Genomic DNA, 24,934 nt, shown 5'->3' with positions numbered 1-24,934 from the left:
AATTCATGGTTAACAAATTCCCTGTTGTTCAAAAGTCACATCCCATTTGTGCCGTGTCTCTGCCACAATCATTTCACATTTTGGCTCTTTCAATTCCTCAATCTTTATTCAATTTCCCCTCAACCGGGCGGGACTGAATTAGAAATGACGACGCCCGACAGCCTCCCAACAGAGGGCGTCGTTTAGTAAAGGAGAATATCATGCGTACACTCATCGCCACCCTCATCGCTTCGACCGTTTCGATGGTTGCTTTCCAGGCCGCTCACGCAGCCGACGCCATCGACGATATCCCCCAGGCTCCGGCCGCTGAATATTCCGAGCCGGTCTCGGGCGGCAACTGGGCCGGTGCCTATGCCGGTGGTACGGCAAGCTGGCAGCGCGGTGACTTCAACCGCCAGGGCGATGCCAAGGCTAACGGCCTCGGCGGCGGCGTCTACGGCGGCTACAACATGCAGTCCGGCCAGATCGTCTACGGCGGTGAAGCCGACCTGAACTACTCGGGCGTCGACGCCGAGCGCAACGGCCTGAAGGCCAAGCAGGGCGTCAACGGCTCGATCCGCGGCCGCGTCGGTATCGACCTCAACCCGGTCCTGCTCTACGGCACCGCCGGTGTCGCAGGCACGAATGTCGAGCTGAAGAACGGCGCCGGCAAGGACGACCGCAACATGGTCGGCTGGACCGCCGGTGCGGGTGCCGAAGCCTTCGTGACCAACAACGTCACGGCGCGCGTCGAATACCGCTACAGCGACTACCAGAAGAAGGGCTTCAACCTCGGCGGCGACAAGGTCAAGTCGGGCTTCGAAGACCACAGCGTCCGCGTCGGTCTCGGCGTGAAGTTCTAAGCCAAACGGCTCTGGAATACGGAAAGGCCGGGCGAAAGCCCGGCCTTTTTGTTTGTCGACTTGTCTTTTGAGGTTGCCCCTCACCCTAACCCTCTCCCCGCAAGCGGGAGAGGGACTTGCCCCACGAACGGGTCGTGATTGAGGAAAAGGGCGCGGCATATGCCCTTCGCCCCGCTTGCGGGGAGAGGGTGCCGGCAGGCGGATGAGGGGCATTCCCGCAGTTGGATCTTCAATCCTTGAACTGCGCGAAGTCCGGGAAGACGGCTTCGAAGCGGGAGAGGAAGCGCTTCAGCTTCGGCCGGCCGCGCTGCCATTTTCCTTCGAAACGCAGTTCGATGTAGCGCAGCATGGCGGCGAGGGCGAAATGGCCGCCATTCGGCTTCTTGCCGAGGCGCGGCATGTTGGCTTCGAGATGATCGAGCGCACGCTCGGCCTTTTCCCACTGCCGGTCGATCCACGGCTGGTGGATCTTATCCTCCGGCCGGAGCCGGCGTTCATAGACGATGGCGAGCAGGCAGTCGCAGATGCCGTCGGCGGTCGCTTCCAGCACGTCCACTTCGGTGCGCTTGGCCGCATTGCGCGGGTAGAGCGAGCCGCGCGTCTGGCGGTCGATATAGTTCATGATGGCGCGGCTGTCGAAGACGGCGAGGCCGTCGTCGGTCACCAGCGTCGGGATCTTGCCGAGCGGGTTGGCGGCCAGCAGCGCCGCCGGGTCGGCATTGGTGTCGGTGGCGATCGCCTCGACCGGCAGTCCGGCGAAATGCGCGGCCATGCGCACCTTGGTGGAATAGGGCGAGGTGGTGGAATAGAAGATTTTCATCGGCAATATCCTGTGCTCTTTGAGTTTGCGCATGATCCTTTCCTTAAATCGATTCCGATTTAAGGGGTCATGCTAGCGGATGGGCGGTTGTTCGATGGATTTGGCGCGGCAGGCCGCGCGATCGACTTCGGGGCAGGGGCGGAAGGACAGGTCCGGCGTCATGCAGATGCGCACTTCTTCCAGCCGACCGTCCTCGCAGGTCACCGCGATGCCCTTGCGGTCGAGCCCGGGATTGGTCGCGATGAAGGCCTGCTCCATGGCATCGGGCGAAAGGCGCGCGCCGCCGCGCTGCGGCTCTGCCGGTATGCGTATACGCTCCCAGGCTGCGCGGGTGACTGCAAAATAGTCCTTCTGGTCGAGGCCGGAGCAGGAACCATGCTTGCGCCACTGGTGGCCGACCAGGCCCATGGAGGGGATGATGTCCAGGACGGTGCGGCCGAGGCTTTCCGGCACCCGGTCCGGCTCGCGGGTCCGGCAGAATTCCGGATAGCCGCGGTCGTTCTGCGGCCAGAGCCCGTGCACGATGAAGCCGTTGTTCTCGCCGCGCCGGCATTGCCGGGTCTTACCGGTGGAGTCATTGCCCGCGCACCAGGTCGGCGACCAGGACAGCGAGAGCACGTAGAAATCGAATCCCTTGCCGAGCGGGATTTTTTGCGCCGGCGTCTTGCGGCTCACTTCCGTCTTCGGCTTTTCGGCCGGCTTCTCCTCGCTGCAACCGGCAAGCACCACCAGGCCGGCGAGGAGCAGGCCTGCGGAGCGTGCGACGGGGGAAAGCGGCAACCAGCTGCTCATCGATCGGCGGCTGCGAGGAAAGGCGTCATGAAAGTCTCCCGGTTCGGCGCGCGATTGTTGCCGCCGAACGGCAAAGGTCAAGAGGCCTTCGTTTCACCGGCAAGCCAGAAGGCGCGCGCCGAGGCGAAGCGGTCCTGCGCCAGCCGCTCCTTCAGGAAGGGCAGCAGCACGTCGAGCTCCTGCTTCAGCGTATAGGGCGGGTTGACGACGATGAGGCCGGAGCCCGTCAGCCCCGTCGTCTCGCGGTCGCTCCTGACCGTCAGCTCCGCACAGAGCATCTTGGAAATGCCGGTCTCCTTCAGCGCCGTGTGAAAGGCGGCGATGGGGGCGTTCTTCTTCAGCGGATACCACAGGCAATAGACCCCGCCGGGAAAGCGCCGCACGGCCTTTTGCAGCCCGTCGACCAGCCGCTCGTATTCGCCCTCGATCTCGAAGGGCGGATCGACCAGCACGATGCCGCGCTTTTCCTTCGGCGGCAGGTGCGCGCCGAGCGACAGCCAGCCGTCGAGCCGGGTGACACGGCTCTGGAAATCGCCGTCGAACAGCCGGTGCAGCGTCTCGTAATCGTCCGGGTGCAGTTCCATGGCGGAGAGCCGGTCCTGCGGGCGGAAGAGCTGGCGCACCAGTTTTGGCGAGCCCGGATAATAGGTTAGCCCGCCATGCGGATTCAATTCGTGAACGACCTTCAGGTAGGGCGCGAGGATATCCGCCACCGCTGCCGGCATGTCGCCGTCGATCAGCCGGCCGATGCCGTCGAGCCATTCGCCGGTCTTCTGCGCTTCCTCGCTGGAGAGATCGTAGAGCCCGAGGCCGGCATGGGTGTCGAGCACGCGAAACGCCTTGTCCTTGCCCTGCATGTAGAGCACGAGGCGCGCGAGCACGGCATGTTTCAGCACGTCCGCGAAATTGCCGGCGTGGTAGATGTGGCGGTAGTTCATTGTGCGACACCCACGATCATCCGCGCTGATGCGACGATGAATTGTTGCGATGGTAGAATGATTTGCCTTTTGGCACTTTGCGCTCTGTCCTATAGAGCAATTCCAGGAAAAGTGTGAAGCGGTTTTCCGTCCGGAATTGCGTGGAAACAGAGCCATGAACGTTGCGACCCCCCATCTCGGAAAACCGCGTATCGGCCATTCCGCCTGTCCGCACGACTGTCCTTCGACCTGCGCGCTCGACATCGAGATCGGCGCGGATGGCCGCATGGGCCGCGTCAAGGGCAGCGCCGACAACAGCTACACGGCCGGCGTCATCTGCGCCAAGGTCGCCCGCTATGCCGAGCGCCTCTACCATCCCGACCGCCTGATGAAGCCGATGGTGCGCAAGGGCGAGAAGGGCAGCGGCGACTGGGCCGACATCTCCTGGGAGGCGGCCCTCGACGCGATCGCCGAAGCCTTCGTCAAGGCCGAGCAGGTCCACGGCACGGAGGCCGTCTGGCCCTATTATTACGCTGGCACCATGGGCATGGTACAGCGCGATTCCATCGAACGCCTGCGCCACGCAAAACGCTATTCCGGCTTCTTCGATTCGATCTGCACCAACCCGGCCTGGACCGGCTTCACCATGGGCGCCGGCACGCTGCGCGGCCCCGATCCGCGCGAAATGGCGAAGTCGGATTGCGTGGTGATCTGGGGCACCAATGCCGTCTCGACGCAGGTCAACGTGATGACCCATGCGGTGAAGGCGCGCAAGGAGCGCGGCGCCAGGATCGTCGTCATCGATATCTACGACAACCCGACGATGAAAACGGCCGACCTCGCGCTGAAACTGCGGCCGGGCACCGACGCCGCGCTCGCCTGCGCCGTCATGCACGTCGCCTTCCGCGACGGCTACGCCGACCGCGCCTATATGGAGAAATTCGCCGACGACCCGGCCGGCCTGGAAGCGCATCTTGCGACGCGCAGCCCCGAATGGGCGGCCGCGATCACTGGACTGACCGTCGAGGAAATCGAAACCTTCGCCGCGCTGGTGGGCCAAACAAAGAAGAGCTTCTTCCGCCTCGGCTACGGTTTCACCCGCAGCCGCAACGGCGCGGTCTCCATGCATGCAGCACTTTCCATCGCCACGGTGCTCGGCTCCTGGCAATATGAGGGCGGCGGCGCCTTCCACAGCAATTCCGGCATCTTCCGCCTGCGCAAGAGCGAGCTGATGGGCACAAGGCTCATCGATCCGGATATCCGCGTGCTCGACCAGTCGCAGATCGGCCGCGTGCTGACCGGTGACGCCGTGGCACTGCGCCATCGCGGCCCCGTCACGGCGATGCTGATCCAGAACACCAATCCGGTGAACGTCGCGCCCGAGCAGCGCCTGGTGAAACAGGGTTTTGAACGCGATGACCTGTTCGTCGCGGTGCACGAGCAGTTCATGACGGATACGGCGAAGCTCGCCGATATCGTCATCCCCGCCACCATGTTCGTCGAGCATGACGACCTCTACCGCGGCGGCGGCCATCAGCACATCCTGCTCGGCCCGAAACTCGTCGAGCCGCCCGCCACCGTGCGCACCAATCTCTTCGTCATCGAGGAACTGGCAAAGCGTCTCGGCGTCGATCACATGCCGGGCTTCGGCCTTTCCGAGCAGGAGCACATCACCCGCATGCTGCCCTATTACGAGAAGGATTTCGACGATCTGAAAGAAGAGAAGTGGATCGACTGCCAGCCGGATTTCGAGGCTGCGCATTTTTCCAAGGGTTTCGGCTTTCCCGACGGCAAATTCCGCTTCCGCCCGAAATGGACCGACACGCCGGCGCCCAACCGGCCGCCGAAGGTGCTCGGCGCCTTCGGCCCGCACGCGGCGCTGCCGGCCTTTCCCGATCACGTCGAACTCATCGAGACGCCGGATGCCGAACACCCGTTCCGCCTTGCGACGTCACCCGCCCGCACCTTCCTCAACTCCACCTTCTCGGAGACCAAGGGTTCGCGTGAACGCGAAGGCCGGCCGGAGGTGATGATCCACCCGCAGGATGCGACGGCCGAGGGCATCGCGGAGGGCGATATCGTGCATCTCGGCAACGTCCGCGGCGATATCCGCCTGCACGCAAAGATCACCGATGGCGTGAAGCCCGGCGTGCTGATCGCCGAGGGCATCTGGCCGAATTCCGCCCATCTCGACGGCGAGGGCATCAATGTCCTGACCGGCGCCGATCCCGTCGCACCCTATGGCGGTGCCGCCTTCCACGACAACCGCGTCTGGCTGCGCAAGGCCTGATTCCCCATGAAGAGTTTTCCATGACGGCTCCAGCCACGTCCGCCATCCGCATCGTCGACCAGCAGACCGTCTGGAAGCGCTTCATCCACCTCAGCACCCTCGTCATCGAACAGACCCGCGCCGACGGCCGGGTCGAGCGGCTGAACCGCGAGGTGCACGACCACGGCCCGGCGGCCTGCGTCCTGCTCGTCGATGCCGCCCGCCAGTCGCTCATCCTCGTGCGCCAGTTCCGCCCCGGCGCCTTCTTCGGCGGCCATTCCGATGGCTTCCTGCTGGAAGTGCCGGCCGGCCTGCTCGATGACGACGCGCCGGAAGCGGCCGTCGCCCGCGAGGCGATGGAGGAGACCGGTTATGCCGTGCAAGACGTCCGCCACATCTTCGACATCTATTCCAGCCCCGGCACGCTGACGGAACGAGTCGGCTGCTTCGTCGCCCGCATCGACACGTCCTTGCGAGAAGGCAAGGGCGGCGGCGTGGACGGCGAGGGGGAGGATATCGAGATCGTCGAAATGCCGATCGACGAGGCCTATGGGCTGATCGCCACCGGCGGCATTCTGGATGCCAAGACGATCGTGCTGCTGCAATGGCTGATGCTGCATCGGGGCGAGTTCGGCTGAGGGCGGGTGATTCTCGCTATTCCGGCCAGGCAGCTCTCGCGGCTACCCCCCTCTGCCCTGCCGGGCATCTCCCCCTCAAGGGGGGAGATTGGATGTGGCGATGCCTTGCCTTTAATCGACGCCATATTTGAAGTGGTGAGTCTGCATCTAGCTGATCTCCCCCCCTTGAGGGGGAGATGCCCGGCAGGGCAGAGAGGGGTGCCCATCCGCATCGCTTTCAACACTTGCTCCCATCGCGCCGACCTTGCCGTTCCCCCGAAAGCCTTGACAAACGGGCGTGGTCATGCGCTTTTCCGCGCGATTTTCATGGTCGCTGCGCCGGGTTCTTCCCGCGCGGCCCTTCAGCATTTCAGGATAGCACGATGCACCGTTACCGCAGCCACACCTGCGCCGCCCTCCGCAAGTCCGACGTCGACGCCACCGTCCGTCTTTCCGGCTGGGTCCACCGCGTTCGAGATCATGGCGGCGTGCTCTTCATCGACCTTCGCGACCATTACGGCATCACCCAGGTCGTCGCCGACCCCGATTCTCCGGCCTTCAAGATGGCCGAAACCGTGCGTGGCGAATGGGTGATCCGCATCGACGGCCGCGTCAAGGCGCGCACCGAGGACACCATCAACAAGACCATGCCGACGGGCGAGATCGAGCTTTACGCGCAGGAAATCGAAGTGCTTTCCGCCGCCAAGGAACTGCCGCTGCCGGTCTTCGGCGAGCCGGACTATCCGGAAGACGTGCGCCTGAAGTACCGCTTCATCGATCTTCGCCGCGAAACGCTGCACAAGAACATCATCAAGCGCACGCAGATCATCTCCTCCATGCGCAGGGGCATGGGCGAGGCGGGTTTTGCCGAGTACACCACGCCGATCCTGACCGCCTCCTCGCCGGAAGGGGCACGCGACTTCCTCGTGCCGTCGCGCGTCCATGAGGGCAAGTTCTTCGCCCTGCCGCAGGCGCCGCAGCAGTACAAGCAGCTGCTGATGGTTGCCGGCTTCGACCGCTACTTCCAGATCGCGCCGTGCTTCCGCGACGAAGACCCGCGCGCCGACCGCCTGCCGGGCGAATTCTACCAGCTCGACGTCGAGATGAGCTTCGTCACCCAGGAAGACGTCTGGGACACGATGGAGCCGATGATGACGGCGGTCTTCGAAGAGTTCGCCGACGGCAAGCCGGTGACGAAGCAGTGGCCGCGCATCCCCTATGACGAGGCGATCCGCAAATACGGCTCCGACAAGCCCGACCTGCGCAACCCGATCGTCATGCAGGCCGTGACCGATCACTTCGCCGGCTCCGGCTTCAAGGTCTTCGCGAACATGATCGCGTCGAACCCGAAGGTGCAGGTCTGGGCGATCCCGGCGAAGACCGGCGGCAGCCGTGCGTTCTGCGATCGCATGAACGCCTGGGCTCAGTCGACCGGCCAGCCCGGCCTCGGCTACATCTTCTGGCGCAAGGAAGGCGAGAAGCTCGAAGGCGCCGGCCCGCTGGCGAAGAACATCGGCGAGGAGCGCACGGAAGCGGTCCGTCAGCAGCTTGGTCTCGACGACGGCGACGCCTGCTTCTTCGTCGCCGGTGACCCCGCAAAATTCTACAAGTTTGCCGGCGAAGCCCGCACCCGCGCCGGCGAGGAGCTGAACCTCGTCGATCGCGACCGCTTCGAATTCTGCTGGATCGTCGACTTCCCGTTCTACGAATACAACGAGGACGAAAAGAAGATCGACTTCGCGCACAACCCCTTCTCCATGCCGCAGGGCGGCATCGAGGCCTTCGACAGCAAGGATCCGCTGGAGCTCAAGGCCTACCAGTACGACGCGGTCTGCAACGGCTTCGAAATCGCCTCGGGCTCGATCCGTAACCAGTCGCCGGACCTGATGGTCAAGGCGTTCGAAAAGGTCGGCTTGAGCCAGACGGACGTGGAAGAACGCTTCGGCGGCCTCTACCGCGCGTTCCAGTACGGTGCGCCGCCGCACGGCGGCTGCGCCTTCGGCATCGACCGTGTCGTCATGCTGCTCGTCGGCGCGAAGAACCTGCGCGAAATCTCGCTCTTCCCGATGAACCAGCAGGCGCAGGACCTCTTGATGAACGCCCCGTCGCCGGCAACGCCGACGCAGCTGCGCGAACTGGCGCTCCGCGTCGTTCCGACGGCCAAGAAGGACTAATCGTAAAAACCTCTCCTCCGTCATGGTCGGGGTTGACCTGGAGGTGGGGCGGATTTTCAGAAAAAGGGGCCGGCGGAAACGCCGGCCCTTTCTTTTGCCGAAAGACGCCACAATGCCGCGAATTCGCCGCCAGTCGATCAGAATTCGGCGCGCAATCAGTCGAAATGCACCCCTAGCGTGAAGTTGCGCCCACAGAGGCGATTCACGACTGGAGGGACTTTTCATGACGACGACCGAAGCGGACGATCCCGTTCCCGCATCATATCCGCATGCGCTAAACCCCGAGCCGCGCGGCAACCTCGCCACCTTCCTGCGCTCGCCGGGCGTCAAGTTCATCATGATCGGCATCATCTCCGTGGCGCTGCTCGTGCCGCTGCTGCTCGTCTGGGGCCTGACGGAAGAGCGGGCGCAGCGCGCGGCCGACGTCTCCCGCCGCATCGCCAACGGCTGGGGCGGCGACCAGACGATCAACGGTCCCTATCTGGCGGTGCCCTTCTTCGTGCAGCGCAGCCGAGACGTGGATGGCCGCACGATCGTCGATCAGGTGACCGAATGGGCGCTGGTGATGCCGGAGACGCTCGACGTCACCGCGGACCTGAAGACCGAGGAGCGCAAGCTCTCGATCTACACGCTGCCGGTCTACAACGGCGCGCTGACGCTCAAGGGCCGTTTCGGCAAGGGCATCTTGCAGGACCTGACGCAGTTTCCGGGCGAACCGCAGCTCGACCGGGCGTTCCTTGTCCTCAACATCAACGATATTACCGGCATCCGCTCCGATGCCGGCGTGAAGATCGACAACGGCGCCGTGCTGCCCTTCGACCCCGGCATGCGACAGGTGTCCGCCATGGCGATCGCCGCCGCGGACGGCTACCCGACGCCACAGACGAATGTCGGCGTTCACCGGGCGATCGAACGACCGCTCATCGAAAACGGCTTTGCCTTCGAGATCGCGCTGTCGCTGAACGGCTCGCGCAGTTTTGCCGTGGCACCCGCCGGCCAGACGACGAGTTTCGCCGCCAGGGCCGACTGGCCGCATCCGGGCTTCGAGGGTCTCTTCCTGCCGGAGCAGAAGTCCGTCACGGCGACCAATTTCGAGGCCAAATGGACGATCCCCTATCTCGCCCGCGGCATCGACCGGGTCGCGGCCGGTTCGACGCTGCCGCTGTCGGGCAGCCTGATGACGATCAACCTCGTGGAGCCCGTGCAGTTCTACCAGGTGATCTCGCGCACGCTGAAATATTCGATCGGCTTCATCTCGCTCGTCTTCCTCGCCGTCTTCGTCGTGGAATTGAAGGGCGGCCGCATGGTGCACTGGATCCAGTATGTGCTGACGGGCCTTGCGCTCATCGTCTTCTACGTGCTGCTGCTGGCGCTCGCCGAACATACCGGCTTCACCATTGCTTATGCGGTCGCAGCCCTCGCCACGACACTGCTGATCGCCGCCTATCTCGGCAGCGCCACGGGCAGACGCAAGAACGGCCTGTCGCTCGGCGCCGTGCTGCTCTCCGCCTATGGCGTCATGTATCTCGTGCTGCGCGAAGACGAATACGCGCTGCTCGCCGGCGCGCTGATCTCGTTCGTCACCATCGCCGCGACCATGTACGCGACACGCCGCGTCGAATGGTCGGCCCCGGCGTCGCAGGCGATCCCGACCCGGTGAAACGTAAAACCTCCCCGACGTCATCCTCGGGTTTAACCCGAGGACCGACCATGACGGAAGAGGGGTTTGGCGGACTTTGCCCATGAAAAAGGCCCGGAGCGATTGCCCCGGGCCTTCCTTTTCAATCGATCAGCCGAAACGGCTTACATCTCGTCGTTGGCCGTGATGGTGACGCCGAGGACCTGCGGGATGGTCTGCGGTGCGCCCATGGCGGCACCCATGATCATCGGGAACGGCACCGGCTCCTTCGGCTCGGCGCTGATCGTCAGGCTCTTCGGGTCGTCGAGGTAGGTGTTGACGGCGGCCGAGATCTGGTTCTGCAGGTCAGGCATGTTGAGCTGGGCGATCATGATCGGAACCAGGCCCTTCAGCGACTGCGCCATCTGGTCGCCGGTCACACCCTGTTCGCTGCCGGCATAGTCGAGCAGCTTCTTGGTGATCGAGGCATCCTCGAAGGACAGCGAGGCGCTGTTGAAGGTCAGCTGCTGCACGAGGCCCATCATCGCCATGCCCATGGCGGCGTTGGCCTCTTCCTTGTTCGGGTTGGCTTCGGCGGTCTTGATGGCTTCCTGCAGGTTCTTCAGGAAGTCCAGCGTGTAGCCGGAGAATTCCAGCGACAGGTTGAGGCGGCCGATATCCTTGAAGTCGAAGGCATATTCGTCGACGGCAAGCTTGCCGCTGGCGAGTTCCCAGCTGCCGGACATGTTGACCTTGCCTTCCAGCGACTGGATGCCGAGCTTGGCAAGCGTGTCCTTGGCCTTGGGGTCCTCGACGGTCGTGAGATCCGCCTTGAGGTCGTTGAGCGTGGCGTCGAATTCGAGGCCGGCATCGGCGTCCATGCGGGTGATGGTCGCTTCCATGCCGGACATGGAGAAGACTTCCTTGCCCTTGGTCGAGACGCTGACCGGGCCGGCGGTTGCCGATTCGTACATCAGCAGCGATTCGAGCGTGCCGGAAACCACGGTGCCGGGGATCGATACGCCGTTCAGCGCGAGGTCCTTGGCCGTAACCGTCGCATCGGCTTCGGTCACGTCGATGTCCTGGAACGCGACGGTCTCGATCGTGTAGCCGCCTTCGCCGTCTTCCTCGACGCCTTCCATGGTGATGGTGCCGAGCTTGATCGGCGCTTCTGCGCCCGTCGCCTTCAGCTCGGTGCCTTCCAGCGTCACGGTGGAGCCGTCGACCGCAGCATTCGAATAGCCGATCGTAACGCCGCTCGTGGCATAGGTGGCATTCAGCTTGGCCATCAGATCCGCGCCATCGAGCGCAAATGCGGGGCTTGCCAGGGTGGCGAGCGCGGCGCCGGCGAGAAGGGTGCGGAAATGGGAGGTGCGCATCATAGATTTGGCTCTCTTTCTGGATTTTGGACGGCTGCCTTGCCGTTACCGCTCATAGACGTGCGGCGCGGTGACTATATTCGGGCCGGCGCAACTTTCCATGGCTTTCTCGCCCGCCCGCCGGTTTTCTCCGACAGGCTTTACAAAGCACTATCCACAGCCGGATTGCCCGGATTCCTTGCCGCGAATCGGTCCGCGGGCTAGTCAAGTCCCATGGGACAAAACACCTTGCCGCCGGATGGCGGAGACGACAACATTCTGCCGGTCGACCTGAAGGCGGCGCTGGAAGAGCGCTACCTCGCCTATGCGCTGTCGACCATCACGCAACGCGCGCTGCCGGATGTGCGCGATGGCCTGAAGCCGGTCCATCGCCGCATCATCCATGCGATGAGCGAGATGGGCATCCGCGCCAACTCCTCGTTCAAGAAATGCGCCCGTATCGTCGGCGACGTCATCGGTAAATTCCACCCGCACGGCGACCAGTCGGTCTATGACGCGCTGGTGCGCCTCGCGCAGGATTTTTCGCAGCGCTACCCGATCGTCGACGGGCAGGGCAATTTCGGCAATATCGACGGCGACAATGCCGCCGCCTACCGATACACCGAAGCGCGCATGACGGATGTCGCGACGCTGCTGCTCGACGGCATCGACCAGGACGCCGTCGATTTCCGCCTGACCTACAACGAGGAAGACGAGGAGCCGGTCGTCCTGCCGGGCGCCTTCCCGAACCTGCTGGCGAACGGTTCCTCCGGCATCGCCGTCGGCATGGCGACCTCTATTCCCTCGCACAATGTGCATGAACTCTGCGATGCGGCACTGCATCTCATCCGCCATCCCGAGGCCGAGCTCGAAAAGCTCGTCGACTTCGTGCAGGGCCCGGACCTGCCGACCGGCGGCATCATCATCGATAGCCGCGAGAGCATCACCGAGGCCTACCGCACGGGCCGCGGCGGTTTCCGTGTGCGCTCGAAGTGGCAGACGGAAGATCTCGGCCGCGGCGGCTACCAGATCGTCATCACCGAAATTCCCTACCAGGTGCAGAAGTCGCGGCTGATCGAGAAGATCGCCGAGCTGCTGATCGCCCGCAAGCTGCCGCTGCTCGAAGATATCAGAGACGAATCGGCGGAAGACGTGCGCATCGTGCTGGTGCCGAAGAGCCGCACCGTCGATCCGACGATCCTGATGGAATCGATGTTCAAGCTCTCCGAGCTCGAAAGCCGCATTCCGCTCAACATGAACGTGCTGTCGATGGGCCGCGTGCCGCGCGTCATGGGCCTCAAGGAGGTTCTCGTCGAGTGGCTCGCGCATCGGCGCGAAGTGCTCCAGCGCCGCTCGCGCCATCGCCTTGCCGCGATCGACCGCCGGCTGGAAATCCTGGGCGGCTACCTCGTCGCCTATCTCAACCTCGACGAGGTGATCCGCATCATCCGCGAGGAGGACGAGCCGAAGGTCTCGTTGATGGAGACCTTCTCGCTTACGGATGTGCAGGCCGAGGCGATCCTCAACATGCGCCTGCGCTCCTTGCGCAAGCTGGAAGAATTCGAAATCCGCACCGAGTTCGACACGCTGTCGAAGGAAAAGGCGGAGATCGAGGCGCTGCTCGCCTCCGACGAACAGCAGTGGCAGACCGTCGCCTGGGAAATCGGCGAAGTCCGCAAGAAATTCGCGAAAGCCACCGAGCTCGGCCGCCGCCGCACCCAGTTCGCCAGCGCCCCGGATGCCGATGTCGAGGCCATCCAGCAGGCGATGATCGAGAAGGAGCCGGTCACGGTCGTCATCTCGGAAAAGGGTTGGATCCGCGCGCTGAAGGGTCATATGGCCGATACGTCCGGCCTCCAGTTCAAGGAGGGCGATGGGCTGAAGGTGGCCTTCCCGGCGCAGACCACCGACAAAGTGCTGATCGTGACGACGGGCGGCAAGGTCTACACGCTCGGCGCCGACAAGCTGCCGGGCGGGCGCGGCCATGGCGAGCCGCTGCGCATCATGGTCGATATGGAGAACGACCAGGACGTGCTGACCGCCTTCGTGCACGATTCGTCGCGCAAGCTCATCGTCGCCTCGCAGGCCGGCAATGGCTTCATCGTCCCGGAAACCGAGATGGTCGCCAATACCCGCAAGGGCAAGCAGGTGATGAATGTCGGCATGCCGGATGAGGCGAAGCTTGTCGTGCCGGTGCGCGGCGATCACGTCGCCGTCGTCGGCGAGAACCGCAAGCTGCTGGTCTTCCCGCTCTCGCAACTGCCGGAAATGACGCGCGGCAAGGGCGTGCGCCTGCAACGCTACAAGGACGGCGGCATCTCGGACCTGCGCTGCTTCGCCATCGCCGACGGCCTCACCTGGGATGACAGCGCCGGCCGCAACTTCGTGCGCAGCAAGGACGAACTCGCCGAATGGATCGCCGACCGCGCCACCGCCGGCCGCACCGTGCCGAAGGGTTTCCCGAGGAGCGGCAAGTTCAGCGGCTGATCAGCCGGAATAGGGGACGCTGACGTCGCGTAGGAAGCGCGTCGCGCCCTCTTCGTCGATCTCACCGGCGGCAACGGCGAGGACAAAAGTATAGAGCGTCGCGTCGTCGGTTGCGATCTCGAAGCCGTTTTCCATCAGAAAGGCTGCCGCCGCGACGATAGCGATACGTTTATTGCCGTCAACGAAAGCATGGTTCTTCGCGAGGCCATAGAGATAAGCGGCCGCGAGTTCGAATATGTCTTCGCAGCCGTAGATCGCTTTGTTGATCGGCCGGGCAAGCGCCGACTCGAAGGCATTTTCGTCCCGCAAGCCGGCCGCGCCGCCGAACCGCTGGATCTGAAGGGTATGCAGCTGCTCGACGAGAGGCCGCTGCAAAAAGATAATGTTCATTCCGCAAGCTTCTTGAGCGCGACCTTGTAACGGTCCATGAATTTTTCGGCGTGCGCGAGCTGCCGGTCGAAATCGCCGTCTGCCGCAGTCAGAATAAGCTTGCTGCCCTCGCTCGTCATCGTGATCTCATCACCCGCCTTGACGCCCATGCGGTCGAGGACGTCCTTCGGGATGATGATGCCTTCGGAATTGCCGATCTTGCGGATGGTGACGTTCATGGTGACGATCCTTTGTTATAACCAAGTTATAACATGGCGCACCGCAAATCTCAACCTCACCCCGTAAACGGAAATTCCCCCGCCGGGTCGCCTTGCCGGGCGGCGCGGGACTTTGAGCGCATCTGCCATAAGGAATGGGCGAGAAGCGCCAGGATGAGGATCGAGCCGCCGATGAGGGTTTGGGTGGTGGGGGTTTCGGAAAAGACGATCCAGACCCAGATGGGGGCGAGCACGGTTTCGACCAGGTAGAACATGCCGACTTCCGGCGCCGAGAGATAGCGCGGACCGGTCGCGAGGCACCAGAAGGCGAGGGGCAGCAGCACGAGGCCGTTGAAGAGGATGTAGACCGGTTCGGCGACCGTCAGGCCGCCGGAAGGAAGATAGAACAGCGCGACGACGCCCGAGAGCACGGCGGCGACGAGCGGCACGAAGCCCATGTCGGCGCCGCTTTTCCGGCTGAGCGTCAGGGCGATGGCCAATAGCAGGGCCGAACAGGCGGCCATCGCGTCGCCGAAGAGGTTTCCGCTCGAAAGCCCGTCATGCACGATCAGCAGGACACCCGCGACCATGGCTGCCATGGTCAGGAGGGTCGCGTTGCTCGGCCGCTCTCCCAGGAATATCCACGAGAGGATGGCCGCGAACATCGAGGTGAAGGCGAGGATGAAGACGACATTGGCCGTTGTCGTGTTGAAGACCGCCAGCATGAAGGTCAGCCCGTTGACGCCGTAGACCAGGCCGATCAGCAGGCCGATGCGCCCGGGAACGAGCACCGTCTTGCGCCGGAGCACGAAATTCAGCACGGCCCACAGAACGAGCGCCATCACGAACACCGAGATATTGCGCAGGACGACCATCGACCAGACGTCACCGTCGGCGGAGCGGATCAGCGGGATGTCGAAGGAGAGGGCAAGGCCGCCGATGGCGGTGATGAGAAGCCCCTTGCGATGAAGGGCCGGGTCATTTGTCTGGGACAAGGCGGGAATCGATTCTACGGCTGGGTTTCGGTATTTTCCCCATCATAGCGCTCCCAGCCGCGCGGCATCAGGTGCTCCTGCGGCAAAAACTTCGTTTTATAGTCCATTTTGCGCGAACCCTTGACCCAATAGCCGAGATAGACATGCGGCAGGCCGAGCGCCTGGGCGCGGCGGATATGGTCGAGGATCATGAAGGTGCCGAGCGAGCGTTCGTCGCGTTCCGGATTGTAGAAGGAATAGACCATCGAGAGGCCGTCGCCCATGCGGTCGGTCAGCGCCACGGCGAGCAGCTCGCCCTGCGGGCGCTCCTGAAGGCCGGAGCCTTCCTCGCGCAGGCGGTATTCGATGATCTTGGTGTTGACGTGGGTGTCCTCGACCATCATCGCATAGTCGAGCACCGACATGTCCGACATGCCGCCCTTCTGGTGGCGGGCGTCGAGATAGGTGCGGAAGAGGGAATATTGCTCGCTGGAGGGTTCTGCCGGATATTCGTAGGAGACGAGGTCGGCATTCGTCGCTAGCACGCGGCGCATGGAGCGGCGCGGCGTAAACTCGTTGACGAGGATGCGCACGGAAATGCAGGCGCGGCAGGTTTCGCAGGCCGGGCGATAGGCGATGTTCTGCGAGCGGCGGAAGCCGCCCTGGGTGAGCAGATCGTTCAGCTCCGGCGCGCGTTCACCCACCAGATGGGTAAACACCTTTCTCTCCATCTCCTGCGGCAGGTAGGGGCAAGCCGCCGGCGCGGTGAGATAGAACTGCGGAGAGGATGTTGCCTGCGTATTCATCGGCCGTGAGGCGACTCCGTCGTGTGACACTTCTATGCCAATACCATGGCCTAGTTCGAAAAAAGGTCAACTGGCGCATGACCCTTCAAACCGGAATCGATTTGGATCATGCACGAACGAAGGGTCTTCGCCAGTCCGTTTCCTCAATAGCGGTCGCGGCGGACCATCACGGTGCCGAGCAGCAGGTCGTGCACCAGGCGGCCACGATCGGTGAAGAGGCCGACGAGCACGATGAACGGCGTCAGCAGCGCATTGCCGATCCAGAACAGCACGAGATGCACGATCGCCGTCAGGAAATCGACCGGACGGCCGTCGGTGCGGGCAAGCGCCAGACCCATCACGTTCATGCCGGCGCTCGCCTGGCTCGGGCCGCCCATCGTCAGGCCGAAATAGAGCATGGCGACGATCGCGAAGAGCGCCGGATAGAGGAAGAAGCCCAGGCCAAGCGTCAGGATACCGAGGAAGAACACGATGACGGCGGCCGGGATCCACAACAGCGCGACGATCGCATAGTCGATCAGAAACGCAAAGATCCGGCGCGACAGCACGCCGCGATAGGCCTGCCAATCCGTCGTCGGAACCCGCGTTTCATTAAAGTCGGCGCTCATCTCATCGTCTCCTGAATGGAACATGCCTGTTATATGGGGAGGCTTTTTGGGGAAAACAACGGTGATTGGGATTGGGGCGTATGCCCCTCATCCGGCCTGCCGGCCACCTTCTCCCCGCAAGCGGGGCGAAGGGGATATGCCGCGCCGTTTTCCTAACTCTCTGCTGTAGAGTTGGGCACGTCCCCTCTCCCCGCTTGCGGGGAGAGGGCTAGGGTGAGGGGCAAATCAGATTTCAGCCTTGCGGGCGAGATGCCGCGCGACGTCCATTGCGAAATAGGTCAGGATGCCGTCACACCCGGCGCGCTTGAAGGCGAGCAGGGTTTCCAGCATGACGCGTTCGCCGTCGATCCAGCCGTTCATCGCGGCGGCCTTGATCTGGCTGTATTCGCCGGAAACCTGGTAGGCGAAGACCGGCAGCCCGAACGTCTCCTTCATGCGCCAACAGATGTCGAGATAGGGCAGGCCGGGTTTGACCATCAGCATGTCCGCGCCTTCCTCGACGTCCAGCGCCGCGTCGCGCATCGCCTCGGTGCCGTTGGCGGGGTCGATGTAATAGGTCTTCTTGTCGCCCTTCAGCAGCCCGCCGGTGCCGATCGCGTCGCGATAGGGGCCGTAGAAGGCGGAGGCGAACTTCGTCGCATAGGCCATGATGCCGACATTCTGGTGGCCCGCGGCGTCGAGCGCCTGTCGGATCGCGCCGACGCGGCCGTCCATCATCTCGGAGGGCGCGATGATGTCGGAGCCGGCATCGGCCTGCAGCACGGCGGCCTTCGCCACCAGCTCGACCGTCTCGTCGTTGACGATGACGTCGCCGCGCAGCACGCCGTCATGGCCGTGGCTGGTGAAGGGATCGAGCGCGACATCGGTGATGACGCCGATATTCGGCACCGCCTTCTTGATGGCGCGGGTCGCCTCGTTGATCAGGTTGTCGGCGGCGAGACAGTGGGAACCGGTCTCGTCGCGCAGGCTCATCTCGATGTTCGGGAAGGTGGCGAGGGCCGGAATGCCGAGGTCGGCGGCTTCCCTGGCGGCTTCCACGAGCCTGTCGACGCTCATGCGGTTGACGCCCGGCATGGCGGCGACCGGATCGACGACGTTCGTGCCCGGCACCACGAAGACCGGCCAGATGAGGTCATCCACCGTCAGGCGGTTTTCCTGCACGAGGCGGCGCGTCCAGTCGGCCTTGCGGTTGCGCCGCATGCGGCGCCCGCCGGTGATCTCGTCGACGATGTTCCTGCTGCCGGTCATGATGCTTCTTCCCTTGCATGGGTCCTTTGCCGCCTCCTTATCACGCAAAAACCATCGATCAAATCGCGAGCGGCGAGGGGGCCTGCGGCATATGGCCGTGCATGACGGATTTTGCGGGCTTTATACCAGCCTACCTTGCCCTTACTGTCCGCGCCATGGTTGCTGATTCTGCCAAGGGCCCGAAATCTAGCCTGACCGAAACGCTGTTCGTGCTGTTCCTGCGGCTGGTGGCGCTCGGCTCGCTGTGGTTCGCGTTGCAATATTGGGCGATGCTGACGGGCGTGTCCTTCAACGGGCAGGGGCGCTTCGATCTGCTGCCGCCGGCGTGGAAGGCGGCCTATACGGCGCTTGCCGTCCTGTTCCCGGTCGCGGCCGTCGGGCTGTGGCTGCTGGTGTCCTGGGGGCCGGTGATCTGGCTTATCGCCGCGGCCACCGAAATCGCCATGCACGAGGCCTATCCGTCCATTTTCGGCATCGACCGGCTGCTGGTTTTCATGCATGCCGCAATCGCCGTCGTCTTCGTGCTTTTCCGCCTCGCGCTCTTCGTCCAGCGCCGCCGCCAGGCCCGCACGGTAAGAACTGATTCACCCTGAGACAGGGTCGCGTCCCGGTAAGGCGCTGTTAAGCCTGCGGTTTAAGTAGAATTTTAGATGCATTCGTTAGGTTCTCACTCAAGGCGGGAAAACAAACCACACCGCCAAACAAAACAGTGAGGCAGTAACCATGAACACCAAGATGAAGCCGCAGCAGGCCCCCGTCGTCGACCCGCAGGAAGACGCGATCCGCAACCTCTATCTGGAATCCCTCCACCTCGTCGAGCGTCTGCACCGTCGCCTGCTTGACGTCGTCAAGGACGAGTTCGACCGTGGCGGTCGCTCCGATGTCAACGCCGTCCAGGCGCTGCTCCTCTTCAACATCGGCAATTCGGAACTGACGGCCGGCGAACTTCGCTCGCGCGGCTACTATCTCGGCTCGAACGTCTCCTACAACGTCAAGAAGCTGGTCGACCTCGGCTTCATCAACCACCAGCGCTCCCGCATCGACCGCCGTTCCGTCCGCATCAGCCTGACGGAAAGCGGCCAGGAAATTGCCGAAACCGTGGCAAAGCTCTACGAGCGCCACGTCGGCTCGATCCAGAAGGTCGGCGGCATCGGCGAAGGCGAATTCAACCAGATGAACAAGCTGCTCCAGCGTCTCGATCGCTTCTGGAACGACTCGATCCTCTATCGCCTGTAAGTCCAGGCGCGCCTTTCGACCTTCTCCCCAAAAGCCGGCCGCGTTCCCTGCGCGTCCGGCTTTTCGCGTTTTCGGGCTGGCACTTGCGGCCTGCCGCCCTTGCCGAGACACGAATTGGCCATATTGCTGTGACACCCGGACAGTGGGGTTTAAGGTATGCGCGGGCGGCAGGGCCGGTTTGCGTTTGTTAACCCTGTTCGTGATAGCTGCATCGGGTATGGACCTTTTCGGTCGCTGTGCCACGTGCACCTCGCCGCCTTTCGCGGCGCTCAGGAGATGGTAGGATAAATGTCTCGCAAAACCGGATTTGATGTGTTCTCGCGCCGCGCATTCCTGCGCTCTGCCGCAACGCTCAGTGCCGCCGCCGTCGCCGGCCAGGCGCTCGCCCAGACAGCGCTCGACGACATCCTCAATGCTCCGCGCCGCGGCAACTGGGACGACCAGTTCGACGCCGAGGTATCGCGCACCGCGATCGCCACCGTCTCCAACAATCCGATCTTCGGCTCCGGCAGTTCCGGTTACCTCCAGCAGGCGATCGTCGATTACCAGAACATCGTGTCGAGCGGCGGCTGGCCGACGATCAACACGCAGCAGAAGCTTGAAATGGGCGTCGCCGACCCGGCCGTGGCGCAACTGCGCCAGCGCCTGATCATTTCCGGCGACCTGCCGCGCTCCGCCGGCACCAACGGCGCTTTCGATTCCTACGTGGACGGCGCCGTCAAGCGCTTCCAGGCCCGTCACGGCCTGCCGTCCGACGGTGCCGTCGGCGAATACACGCTGAAGGCGCTCAATATCCCGGCCGTGACCCGCCTCGGCCAGCTCCAGACGAACCTCGTGCGCCTCCAGGCCATGTCCGGGGACCTCGGCCGCCGCTATGTCATGGTCAACATCCCGGCCGCCTATATCGAGGCCGTCGAGAGCGGCCGCGTCGCCTCGCGCCACACCGCCATCGTCGGCAAGATCGACCGCCAGTCGCCGGTGCTGAACTCGAAAATCTACGAGGTGATCCTCAACCCCTACTGGACCGCGCCGCGCTCGATCATCCAGAAGGACATTATGCCGCTGATGCGCAAGGACCCGACCTACCTGTCGCGCAACGCGATCCGCCTGTTCGACGGCAATGGCGGCGAAGTCTCGCCGGAGACGGTCGACTGGAACGCCGAAAAAGCGCCGAACCTGATGTTCCGCCAGGACCCCGGCAAGATCAACGCCATGTCGTCGACGAAGATCAACTTCCACAACGAGCACCAGGTCTACATGCACGATACGCCGCAGCAGGGCCTGTTCAACAAGCTGATGCGCTTCGAATCGTCGGGCTGCGTGCGCGTGCAGAACGTGCGCGACCTTTCGCTCTGGCTGCTCAAGGATACGCCCGGCTGGTCGCGCGCGCAGATGGAAGCGACGATCAAGAGCGGCGTCAACACGCCGGTCAAGCTGGCCGAGGAAGTGCCGGTGTTCTTCACCTATATCACCGCCTGGTCGGCCAAGGACCGCGTCGTGCAGTTCCGCGACGATATCTACCAGAAGGACGGCGCCACCGAACTCGCCCTCCAGACCAACTACAACCAGGAAGGCGGCCAGGCCGTCGACAGCGACCTGTTGCCGCAATAAGGCCATTCGTCGTACTTTTCCAAAGGCCCCGCTTCCGGAAGGAACGCGGGGCCTTCGCGTTTTCAAGCATTTTGCGCCTTGTCGTTTTTGTCTCATAACGCGCGCGGAAATGGCGCAAACCGTGGAGCGGATATTGCCCTTGCCATGCGAGGACGATAAACACCGTGCCACCTACCCTTAAGGAGCCTCGAGGATGAGCAATTCTTCCGCTACCGACGTTTTCTTCACGCGTTCCCTTGCCGATACCGATCCGGAGATTTTCGGTTCCATCCAGAAGGAACTCGGTCGCCAGCGCCATGAGATCGAACTGATCGCCTCGGAAAACATCGTTTCGCGCGCCGTGCTCGAAGCCCAGGGCTCGATCATGACGAACAAATATGCCGAAGGCTATCCGGGCAAGCGCTATTACGGTGGCTGCCAGTTCGTCGATATCGCCGAAGAACTCGCCATCGAGCGCGCGAAAAAACTGTTCGGCGTCGACTTCGCCAACGTCCAGCCGAATTCCGGTTCGCAGATGAACCAGGCCGTGTTCCTCGCGCTGCTCCAGCCGGGCGACACCTTCATGGGCCTCGACCTCAACTCGGGCGGCCACCTGACGCACGGTTCGCCGGTCAACATGTCGGGAAAATGGTTCAACGTCGTTTCCTACGGCGTGCGGGAGGAAGACCACCTGCTCGACATGGACGACGTCGCCGAGAAGGCGCGCAAGAACAAGCCGAAGCTCATCATCGCCGGCGGCACCGCCTATTCCCGCATCTGGGACTGGAAGCGTTTCCGCGAGATCGCCGATGAAATCGGCGCCTATCTGATGGTCGACATGGCGCACATTGCCGGCCTCGTCGCCGGTGGCCAGCACCCGTCGCCGTTCCCGCATTGCCACGTCGCGACCACCACGACGCACAAGTCGCTGCGCGGCCCGCGCGGCGGCATCGTGCTCACCAACGACGCCGATATCGCCAAGAAGATCAACTCGGCCGTCTTCCCGGGCCTGCAGGGCGGCCCGCTGATGCACATCATCGCCGCCAAGGCCGTCGCCTTCGGCGAGGCGCTGCAGCCGGAATTCAAGGACTACGCCGCACAGGTCGTCAAGAACGCCAAGACGCTTGCCGAAACGCTGAAGGCCGGCGGCCTCGACATCGTGTCCGGCGGCACCGACAACCACCTGATGCTCGTCGACCTGCGCAAGAAGAACGCGACCGGCAAGCGCGCGGAAGCCGCACTCGGCCGCGCCTATGTCACCTGCAACAAGAACGGCATCCCGTTCGACCCGGAAAAGCCCTTCGTCACCTCGGGCGTGCGTCTCGGCACGCCGGCGGGCACCACCCGCGGCTTCAAGGAAGCCGAGTTCAAGGAAATCGGCAACCTGATCGTCGAGGTTCTCGACGGCCTGAAGATCGCCAATTCCGACGAGGGCAATGCCGGTGTCGAAGCGGCCGTGCGGGAAAAGGTCGTCAAGCTGACGGACCGCTTCCCGATGTACACCTATATGTAAGGCAGTCGTTCCAGGAAAAGTGTTCCGCGGTTTTCCGTCCGGAACTGCGTAAAACAAGGAGCCTATATGCGCTGCCCCTATTGCGGTTCGGAAGATACGCAGGTGAAGGACTCCCGTCCCGCAGAGGACGGGGCCGCCATTCGCCGTCGACGCATCTGCCCGGATTGCGGCGGTCGGTTCACGACCTTCGAGAGGGTGCAGTTGCGTGAGCTGATGGTCGCCAAGAAGACGGGCCGCAAGGCCCCCTTCGACCGCGACAAGCTGCTTCGCTCCTTCGAGATCGCGCTTCGCAAGCGGCCCGTCGATCGGGATCGCATCGAACGCGCGGTCTCGGGCATCGTGCGCCGGCTCGAAAGCTCCGGCGAGACGGAAATTTCGTCCGAAGAAATCGGCCTCCAGGTGCTGGAGGCGCTGAAGGCGCTCGATGACGTCGCCTTCGTGCGCTACGCCTCGGTCTACCGCGACTTCTCCCATGTCGACGACTTCGAGAAGATCCTCGCCGAGGTCTCCGCCAAGATCGCCCGGGATCCGGGCGTCGACAGCTAGATGTCCGGCGCGGCGGAAGACGAGCGGTTCATGGCGGCGGCGATCCGCCTCTGCCGCCGCAATCTCGGCCTGACTGCCACCAACCCCTCCGTCGCCTGCCTCATCGTCAAGGACGGCGTGGTCATCTCCACCGCCGTAACCGCGCCCGGTGGACGGCCGCATGCGGAAACGCAGGCGCTTGCGGGAGCGGGCGAGGCCGCACGCGGCGCCACCGCCTATGTCACGCTGGAACCCTGCTCGCACCACGGCAAGACGCCGCCCTGCGCCGATGCGCTGATCGCCGCCGGCGTCGCGCGTGTCGTCGTCTCGGTGACCGATCCGGACGAGCGCGTGGCGGGCAGGGGGCTTGCGATGCTGCGTCAAGCCGGCATCGTCGTCGAGACGGGCGTGCTGGAGGCGGAAGGCCGCGAAGCCCTTGCGGCATACCTGACGCGCCAGACGAAGAAGCGGCCGCATGTGACTCTCAAACTTGCCGTTTCCGCCGATGGCATGCTCGGCCGGCTCGGTGCGGGGCAGGTGGCGATCACCGGGCCGGTGTCGCGCGGGCAGGTGCATGGTCTGCGCGCCGAGACGGACGCGATCCTCATCGGCATCGGCACGGCGCTCGCCGACGATCCGGAGCTGACCTGCCGGCTGCCGGGGCTCGAAGCCCGCTCGCCGGTGCGCATCGTGCTCGATCCGCGGCTGGAACTGCCGGTGGCCTCGAAGCTTGCCCGCACGGCGCGCGATGTTCCGGTCATCGTGGTGACGACGAAAGGGGCGGAACACCCCCCCTCTGGCCTGCCGGCCATCTCCCCCTCGGGGGGGGAGATTGGATGGCAGCCTGCTTCCAGTACAGCATCATCTGCATCGCCTGCCGTGCCGACATTTGACGCGGATGGGGACGCTGCCTCCCCGATCTCCCCCCTTGAGGGGGAGATGGCCGGCAGGCCGGAGGGGGGTATGGAAGGCGCCGCATCCGACGCGCGAAGCGCCCACGCCCGCGCGCTGGAAGCCTTGGGCGTCGAGGTGCTGATCTGCGATCCGCGCCGGCTCGATGCCTTGCTGGCCGCACTCGCCACGCGCGGCATTTCCTCGTTGCTGGTCGAAGGCGGCGCGCGCGCGGCGCGGTCGTTCCTCGATGCGGGCCTCGTCGACCGCATCCTGCTGTTCAAAGGCGCCGGCACCATTGGCAAAGACGGGGTCGCATCCCCATTTGTCTCCGGGCGGATGCCGGACGGGTTTTCGCTCCGCCACACGGCGCGCTACGGCGCGGATAGTTTGCAAGACTACGAAAGAGACGATTGATGTTTACCGGCATTGTCACGGATATCGGAACGGTCGAGGCGGTCGAGCCCATGAACGCGGGCGTTCGCCTGCGCGTGCGCACCGTCTACGACCCCGCCACCATCCCAATGGGCGCCTCGATTGCCCATTCGGGCACCTGCCTCACCGTCACGGCGCTGCCGGAAGAGGGCTCCAACGCCCGCTGGTTTGAGGTCGAGGCCTGGGAAGAGGCCCTGCGGCTGACGACGATCGCCGGCTGGACGGCCGGGACGAAGATCAACCTCGAACGGTCTCTCAAGATCGGCGACGAACTCGGCGGCCACATCGTTTCCGGCCATGTCGACGGCAAGGCGGAAATCCTGTCGGTCGAGGCCGAGGGCGACGCCACGCGCTTCCGCATCCGCGCGCCGGAAGGCCTGGAGCGCTTCGTCGCCCCCAAGGGCTCCGTCGCGCTCGACGGCACCTCGCTCACCGTGAATGCGGTCGACGGCGCGGTCTTCGACGTGCTCCTCATCCGCCACACGCTGGAGGTCACCACCTGGGGCGAGCGCAAGGCAGGCGATTTCGTCAATTTCGAAGTCGACACCATGGCGCGTTACGCGGCGCGGCTTGCGGAGTTTCCCGCAAGCAAGGCGTGACGGTGGCGTGACATACGAGAACGCCGTC

Annotated in this window: 23 protein-coding genes; 13 read left to right on the top strand and 10 right to left on the bottom strand. The window is 63.9% G+C overall.

Features of this window, described 5'->3' with window-relative positions:
• The first annotated feature begins 200 nt into the window (after window positions 1–200).
• On the top strand, window positions 201–842 hold the full coding sequence (locus tag VGN93_RS29165) for an outer membrane protein (protein ID WP_319311426.1): 642 nt from the start codon (window positions 201–203) through the stop codon (window positions 840–842).
• 229 nt (window positions 843–1,071) lie between these two features.
• Here VGN93_RS29165 and VGN93_RS29160 read toward each other — a convergent pair whose 3' ends face one another.
• The 3 genes from VGN93_RS29160 to VGN93_RS29150 all read right to left on the bottom strand — a co-directional run bounded on the left by VGN93_RS29160 (window position 1,072) and on the right by VGN93_RS29150 (window position 3,392).
• A complete protein-coding gene (locus tag VGN93_RS29160) occupies window positions 1,072–1,662 on the bottom strand; it encodes a glutathione S-transferase family protein (protein ID WP_327510591.1) in 591 nt (196 codons plus the stop codon).
• Between the two features lie 72 nt (window positions 1,663–1,734).
• Window positions 1,735–2,454: a ribonuclease T2 family protein gene (locus tag VGN93_RS29155; RefSeq protein ID WP_327510387.1), complete on the bottom strand. Its 720-nt coding sequence runs from the start codon at window positions 2,452–2,454 to the stop codon at window positions 1,735–1,737.
• A 77-nt stretch (window positions 2,455–2,531) separates the two neighbouring features.
• Complete coding sequence (locus VGN93_RS29150; protein WP_327510386.1) at window positions 2,532–3,392, bottom strand: 23S rRNA (adenine(2030)-N(6))-methyltransferase RlmJ; 861 nt, start codon at window positions 3,390–3,392, stop codon at window positions 2,532–2,534.
• Between the two features lie 154 nt (window positions 3,393–3,546).
• On the opposite strand from VGN93_RS29150, the gene VGN93_RS29145 reads away from it, so the two are divergent.
• From VGN93_RS29145 to creD, 4 genes are all read left to right on the top strand, one after another.
• The gene (locus tag VGN93_RS29145; protein WP_327510385.1) at window positions 3,547–5,661 is read left to right on the top strand and encodes a molybdopterin oxidoreductase family protein; all 2,115 of its coding nucleotides are present in this window, start codon (window positions 3,547–3,549) and stop codon (window positions 5,659–5,661) included.
• Between the two features lie 20 nt (window positions 5,662–5,681).
• Complete coding sequence (locus tag VGN93_RS29140; protein ID WP_327510384.1) at window positions 5,682–6,278, top strand: NUDIX domain-containing protein; 597 nt, start codon at window positions 5,682–5,684, stop codon at window positions 6,276–6,278.
• 362 nt (window positions 6,279–6,640) lie between these two features.
• A complete protein-coding gene (aspS, locus tag VGN93_RS29135; RefSeq protein ID WP_327510383.1) occupies window positions 6,641–8,431 on the top strand; it encodes an aspartate--tRNA ligase in 1,791 nt (596 codons plus the stop codon).
• 223 nt (window positions 8,432–8,654) lie between these two features.
• Window positions 8,655–10,091 (top strand): cell envelope integrity protein CreD, encoded by a 1,437-nt coding sequence (creD, locus tag VGN93_RS29130; protein WP_327510382.1) that lies wholly within the window; start codon window positions 8,655–8,657, stop codon window positions 10,089–10,091.
• A 143-nt stretch (window positions 10,092–10,234) separates the two neighbouring features.
• Here creD and VGN93_RS29125 read toward each other — a convergent pair whose 3' ends face one another.
• Window positions 10,235–11,431 (bottom strand): hypothetical protein, encoded by a 1,197-nt coding sequence (locus VGN93_RS29125; protein WP_327510381.1) that lies wholly within the window; start codon window positions 11,429–11,431, stop codon window positions 10,235–10,237.
• A gap of 210 nt (window positions 11,432–11,641) precedes the next feature.
• Here VGN93_RS29125 and parC point away from each other — a divergent pair, with 210 nt between their 5' ends.
• Window positions 11,642–13,894 (top strand): DNA topoisomerase IV subunit A, encoded by a 2,253-nt coding sequence (gene parC, locus VGN93_RS29120; RefSeq protein WP_327510380.1) that lies wholly within the window; start codon window positions 11,642–11,644, stop codon window positions 13,892–13,894.
• Here parC and VGN93_RS29115 read toward each other — a convergent pair whose 3' ends face one another.
• The 6 genes from VGN93_RS29115 to hemB form a co-directional block, all read right to left on the bottom strand.
• The gene (locus VGN93_RS29115) at window positions 13,895–14,284 is read right to left on the bottom strand and encodes a type II toxin-antitoxin system death-on-curing family toxin (RefSeq protein ID WP_327510379.1); all 390 of its coding nucleotides are present in this window, start codon (window positions 14,282–14,284) and stop codon (window positions 13,895–13,897) included.
• Window positions 14,281–14,502 (bottom strand): AbrB/MazE/SpoVT family DNA-binding domain-containing protein, encoded by a 222-nt coding sequence (locus VGN93_RS29110; RefSeq protein WP_327510378.1) that lies wholly within the window; start codon window positions 14,500–14,502, stop codon window positions 14,281–14,283. The genes VGN93_RS29115 and VGN93_RS29110 overlap by 4 nt, the downstream gene beginning before the upstream one ends.
• Window positions 14,503–14,558: 56 nt before the next feature.
• The gene (locus VGN93_RS29105; protein WP_327510377.1) at window positions 14,559–15,476 is read right to left on the bottom strand and encodes a DMT family transporter; all 918 of its coding nucleotides are present in this window, start codon (window positions 15,474–15,476) and stop codon (window positions 14,559–14,561) included.
• 14 nt (window positions 15,477–15,490) lie between these two features.
• The gene (locus tag VGN93_RS29100) at window positions 15,491–16,261 is read right to left on the bottom strand and encodes an arginyltransferase (protein ID WP_319311446.1); all 771 of its coding nucleotides are present in this window, start codon (window positions 16,259–16,261) and stop codon (window positions 15,491–15,493) included.
• A 143-nt stretch (window positions 16,262–16,404) separates the two neighbouring features.
• Window positions 16,405–16,869, bottom strand: coding sequence for an RDD family protein (locus VGN93_RS29095; protein WP_319311448.1), 465 nt, complete (start codon window positions 16,867–16,869; stop codon window positions 16,405–16,407).
• 225 nt (window positions 16,870–17,094) lie between these two features.
• Window positions 17,095–18,117 (bottom strand): porphobilinogen synthase, encoded by a 1,023-nt coding sequence (gene hemB / locus VGN93_RS29090; RefSeq protein WP_327510376.1) that lies wholly within the window; start codon window positions 18,115–18,117, stop codon window positions 17,095–17,097.
• Between the two features lie 155 nt (window positions 18,118–18,272).
• On the opposite strand from hemB, the gene VGN93_RS29085 reads away from it, so the two are divergent.
• From VGN93_RS29085 to VGN93_RS29055, 7 genes are all read left to right on the top strand, one after another.
• On the top strand, window positions 18,273–18,710 hold the full coding sequence (locus VGN93_RS29085) for a DUF6163 family protein (protein WP_327510375.1): 438 nt from the start codon (window positions 18,273–18,275) through the stop codon (window positions 18,708–18,710).
• A gap of 130 nt (window positions 18,711–18,840) precedes the next feature.
• Entirely contained in the window at window positions 18,841–19,353 is a 513-nt protein-coding gene (gene ldtR / locus VGN93_RS29080; RefSeq protein ID WP_319311453.1) for a transcriptional regulator LdtR, read from the top strand.
• Window positions 19,354–19,641: 288 nt separating this feature from the next.
• Complete coding sequence (locus tag VGN93_RS29075; RefSeq protein ID WP_327510374.1) at window positions 19,642–20,964, top strand: L,D-transpeptidase family protein; 1,323 nt, start codon at window positions 19,642–19,644, stop codon at window positions 20,962–20,964.
• Between the two features lie 193 nt (window positions 20,965–21,157).
• On the top strand, window positions 21,158–22,456 hold the full coding sequence (gene glyA / locus VGN93_RS29070; RefSeq protein ID WP_327510373.1) for a serine hydroxymethyltransferase: 1,299 nt from the start codon (window positions 21,158–21,160) through the stop codon (window positions 22,454–22,456).
• 66 nt (window positions 22,457–22,522) lie between these two features.
• On the top strand, window positions 22,523–23,002 hold the full coding sequence (nrdR, locus tag VGN93_RS29065; protein WP_319311457.1) for a transcriptional regulator NrdR: 480 nt from the start codon (window positions 22,523–22,525) through the stop codon (window positions 23,000–23,002).
• Entirely contained in the window at window positions 23,003–24,289 is a 1,287-nt protein-coding gene (gene ribD, locus VGN93_RS29060) for a bifunctional diaminohydroxyphosphoribosylaminopyrimidine deaminase/5-amino-6-(5-phosphoribosylamino)uracil reductase RibD (RefSeq protein ID WP_327510372.1), read from the top strand.
• Window positions 24,289–24,906: a riboflavin synthase gene (locus VGN93_RS29055; RefSeq protein WP_327510371.1), complete on the top strand. Its 618-nt coding sequence runs from the start codon at window positions 24,289–24,291 to the stop codon at window positions 24,904–24,906. The genes ribD and VGN93_RS29055 overlap by 1 nt, the downstream gene beginning before the upstream one ends.
• Window positions 24,907–24,934 lie beyond the last annotated feature (28 nt).

The sequence above is a fragment of the Shinella sp. genome, from assembly GCF_035998705.1.
GTDB lineage: Bacteria > Pseudomonadota > Alphaproteobacteria > Rhizobiales > Rhizobiaceae > Shinella.
This window is presented reverse-complemented; position numbering and strand designations above follow the sequence as displayed.